Annotated in this window: 3 protein-coding genes; all 3 read left to right on the forward strand. The window is 36.0% G+C overall.

The features are described 5' to 3' along the window. Positions 1-216: CbiX/SirB N-terminal domain-containing protein (locus tag WQ54_RS17620; protein ID WP_046585924.1), on the forward strand; the 216-nt coding region annotated here is incomplete at its 5' end. After that, on the forward strand, positions 213-719 hold the full coding sequence (locus tag WQ54_RS17625) for a bifunctional precorrin-2 dehydrogenase/sirohydrochlorin ferrochelatase (protein ID WP_046510930.1): 507 nt from the start codon (positions 213-215) through the stop codon (positions 717-719). The genes WQ54_RS17620 and WQ54_RS17625, both read left to right, overlap by 4 nt. Before the next feature lie 274 nt (positions 720-993). Next, on the forward strand, positions 994-2,963 hold a 1,970-nt coding region (locus WQ54_RS32000), incomplete at its 3' end, for an SH3 domain-containing protein (protein ID WP_052737856.1).

The raw sequence follows: 2,963 nt of genomic DNA on the forward strand, positions 1-2,963 counted from the left end.
TCAATTATTGTTATTCCTTATTTGGTTTTTACTGGATTATTAAAAAGGGAAATTGATCAAAAAATTAAAAAGTATGATTGGAAAGAACGGAGTATTGAAGTTTGTTCTTATCTTGGACCGCATCCAGTACTGCTTGAACTTTTTCTAGAACGAATAAGTGAGACGATTGTTAATAAAAATGGCGCATTCAATTTTGATAGAGGAATAAAGTTATGATTCCACTTCATATTGATGTCAAAGGAAAGCAAGTTCTTATAGTTGGGGGAGGCAATATTGCCTTTCGGAGACTTTTACTGTTTTTACATGAAGGTGCCAGTATTACCGTGGTTAGTCCTGAAGTTTTACCTGAAATAGAGGAGCACGCAAATCAAAACAAACTGCAATGGATAAAAAAAAAGGTAGAACAATCTGATTTAGAGCAGGCATTTATGATTATTGCCGCAACTAATGATCCATTAGTTAATGAATGGATCGCTGAGCAAGCCGGAGTAAATCAGCTTGTAAATGTTGTCAGTAACGCTGATAAAGGAAATGTAATTGTTCCTAAATCTGTAAAAAAAGGAAGGCTAACCTTGTCTGTATCTACGAATGGGGCAAGCCCTAAGCTAGCAAAACAAATTTGTGAACAGCTTTCAGATCAATTTGACGATCAATTTATAAAAGAATTAGATCAGATGTATGAAAGGCGAAAAGATACTAAACAAAATAGGTTGGGATAGTGGATGACTCAGAGGAGTTCATCCATTTTTTTAGTTTTGTAAACATACCAGTTGATTCCCCCACATTCTCTTTCTTGAAACAAGAATAATCACTTAGATCGGTAAATTATTTTTTAAAAATCACCTGAATAAAAAATAGGTATTTATACCCATTTTAGACATAGTTCGCCATTATCATTGGTAAATTGTGCTAATATAGTTTTGGACACTTTTTCAAAGATTACTAGTGTTCATAATACATATCGTAGATAAATTTAATTAGTAAGGAGGAAATATGAATAAGGTACTATTACCTACTGTTTGTGTTGCTGTATTGTCTACATTTGCGATTGAGGAAACAGTATTTGCCGAGCAGAATAAATCCGGCGAAAACTCGATACGTTCTGAAGTTAAATATGTGAATATTAAAAGTGGCTTCCTAAATTTAAGAGAAATACCATCAACTAACGCAACTGTTCTTGCTACATTAATCAAAGGAACGGAAATAACGGTCTACTCTGAAACTAATGGCTGGTCAAAAGTAAAGGCCGCAGGAAAAGAAGGGTATGTAAGCTCAAGTTATTTATCATCAACGAACAAAAGTGTCAGCTCAACTAAAACCGAATCTTCCAAGGCAACCACAAAATATGTCAATATAAAAAGCGGCTCGCTAAATATGCGAAAAAGTGCGTCCGCAAGCTCCAAGGTGGTCACATCGTTGAAAAAAGGAACGGAAGTAACGGTCTACTCTGAAACTAATGGCTGGTCAAAAGTAAAGGCCGCAGGAAAAGAAGGGTATGTAAGCTCAAGTTATTTATCATCAACAAACAAAAGTGTCAGCTCAACTAAAACTGAATCTTCCAAGGCAACCACAAAATATGTCAATGTAAAAAGCGGCTCGCTAAATATGCGAAAAAGTGCGTCCACAAGCTCCCAGGTGGTCACATCGTTGAAAAAAGGAACGGAAGTAACGGTCTACTCTGAAACTAATGGCTGGTCAAAAGTAAAGGCCGCAGGAAAAGAAGGGTATGTAAGCTCAAGTTATTTATCATCAACAAATCCAAGTGTGAGCCCAATTAAACCCGAAACATCAGCGCCGACCATAAAATATGTAAACATAAAGAGCGGTTCGCTTAATATGCGAAAAGATTCTTCTTTAAATGCTTCCATTATTGTTAAGCTTGCTAAAGGAAAGGAAGTTAAGGTGCTATCTGAAAATAAGGGCTGGTCAAAAGTGGAAGCCTTTGGGCAGATAGGATATGTAAGCAGTCAATACCTGTCTTCCTCAAGTGCAAACGAACAAGAAAATGTTAAACAACCAATCTATGAAACGATGTATGTAAATGTAAATGCAACATCAACCTTAAACGTAAGAAAATCTCCTGGGACTAGTTCCGCAATAGTTAGTAAATTAACAAAGGGAACGGAAGTGATTGTTTCAGCAAAAAAAGCTGGCTGGTCTAAAATAAAAGCTGGTAACTTCGAGGGGTATGTAAGTTCACAATATCTCACACCAATAAAGCCAGAAGAGAATAAGGCTGTTGATCAGGAGCAAACAAGAGAAACAAAATATGTCAATGTGGAAATTGGTTCAAGTTTAAATATGCGAAATAGTGCATCCAATAATTCATCAATTATTGTAAAGCTTCCCCGAGGATTAGAAGTATCCGTATACTCTGAAGCAAATGGCTGGTCACAGATAAAAGCATATGGAAAGATGGGATATGTAAGTTCGCAATACCTTTCAACGAATAAAGAAGATGCCGAACAAGCTGGAAACAGTTCTGATCAAGATGAAAATACTCCAGATAAAGTCAGTGAAAAATATGTTAATGTGATGTTTGGATCTACATTGAATATGCGATCAGAAGCATCCTCCAACTCTTCCATTATCACAAAACTAGCTAGAGGCACTATAGCATTCGTGTATTCAGAAGAAAAGAATTGGGCAAAGGTCTCAGCAAACGGGAAGACTGGTTATGTAAGTTCGCAGTATTTGACTGTAACTAAACCATTTAATCCAAACACGTCATTTGATGAGTATGAAAAAATATCTGAACAATACGATATAACCTTAAATGATTTAACCTTAGCTCAAATAGCTGTTAATCCTCAAACTGATAAAAAATACAATACATACATAAGAGAAGATGCATTAACACTAATCAATTCTACAACTGCTAAAGTGAAGGGAACTTCATGGAATGTACGTGGTGGAGCTGGAACATCATTTTGGGTAGTCGGAAAAGTAAATGGCGGAGATAA

Origin of the sequence: Bacillus sp. SA1-12 (assembly GCF_000981385.1) — a bacterium.
Taxonomy (GTDB): Bacteria; Bacillota; Bacilli; order Bacillales; family Bacillaceae; genus Metabacillus.

Coding starts and splice junctions, on each gene's coding strand:
- WQ54_RS17625 (WP_046510930.1), top strand. CDS start 213: ATGATTCCACTTCATATTGATGTCAAAGGAAAGCAAGTTCTTATAGTT.